The organism is Belliella alkalica (assembly GCF_022549785.1).
Lineage (GTDB): Bacteria > Bacteroidota > Bacteroidia > Cytophagales > Cyclobacteriaceae > Belliella > Belliella alkalica.
The window spans coordinates 1-1,200 of record NZ_JAKZGO010000068.1; the positions used below are offsets into that span (position 1 = coordinate 1).

The 1,200-nt window shown below is 48.5% G+C and carries 1 protein-coding gene; it reads left to right on the forward strand.

Annotation, left to right across the window (positions count from 1 at the left end; all coding sequences use genetic code 11):
- On the forward strand, window positions 1-1,200 hold a 1,200-nt coding region (locus MM213_RS20670), incomplete at both ends, for a CLIPPER-2 domain-containing protein (protein ID WP_241414779.1).

Sequence of the window (1,200 nt, forward strand, 5' to 3'; positions counted from 1 at the left end):
TAGCGGTTAGAGAGACCAGCTACACGGTTACGCAGTCAGATGTAGATTCTGGTTCAGTGTTGAACACAGCCTTTGTAAAAGGAGAGAATCCGAACCCAGAAGGAGAAGATCCAGAGGGCGAGACGGAGATTGAGACACCTATAGACAACAATGCAGGCTTGAGCATCAGCAAATCCGACAACGGATCCACTGTAACGCAGGCAGGCGAAGTGATTACATACACGTTGACGGCAACGAATACAGGTAATGTGACTATAGCAAACGTAACGATTGTGGATCCATTGACAGGCTTTGAAGAGAATGTCGGGACATTGGCACCGGGTCAGGTAGTGGTTAGAGAGACTAGCTATACGGTTACGCAGTCAGATGTAGATTCTGGTTCAGTGTTGAACACAGCCTTTGTAAAAGGAGAGAATCCAAACCCAGAAGGAGAAGATCCGGAGGGCGAGACAGAGATTGAGACACCTATAGACAACAATGCAGGCTTGAGCATCAGCAAATCCGACAACGGATCCACTGTGACGCAGGCAGGCGAAGTGATCACCTACACGTTGACTGCAACGAATACGGGTAATGTGACTATAGGAAATGTTGTGATCACAGATCCATTGACAGGCTTTGAAGAGAATGTTGGAACATTGGCACCGGGTCAGGTAGTGGTTAGAGAGACCAGCTACACGGTTACGCAGTCAGATGTAGATTCTGGTTCAGTGTTGAACACAGCCTTTGTAAAAGGAGAGAATCCGAACCCAGAAGGAGAAGATCCAGAGGGCGAGACRGAGATWGAGACACCTATAGACAACAATGCAGGCTTGAGCATCAGCAAATCCGACAACGGATCCACTGTGACGCAGGCAGGCGAAGTGATCACCTACACGTTGACGGCAACGAATACAGGTAATGTGACKATAGGAAATGTTGTGATCACAGATCCATTGACAGGCTTTGAAGAGAATGTCGGAACATTGGCACCGGGTCAGGTAGTGGTTAGAGAGACCAGCTACACGGTTACGCAGTCAGATGTAGATTCTGGCTCAGTGTTGAACACAGCCTTTGTAAAAGGAGAGAATCCAAACCCAGAAGGTGAAGATCCAGAGGGCGAGACAGAGATTGAGACACCTATAGACAACAATGCAGGCTTGAGCATCAGCAAATCCGACAACGGATCCACTGTGACGCAGGCAGGCGAAGTGATCACCT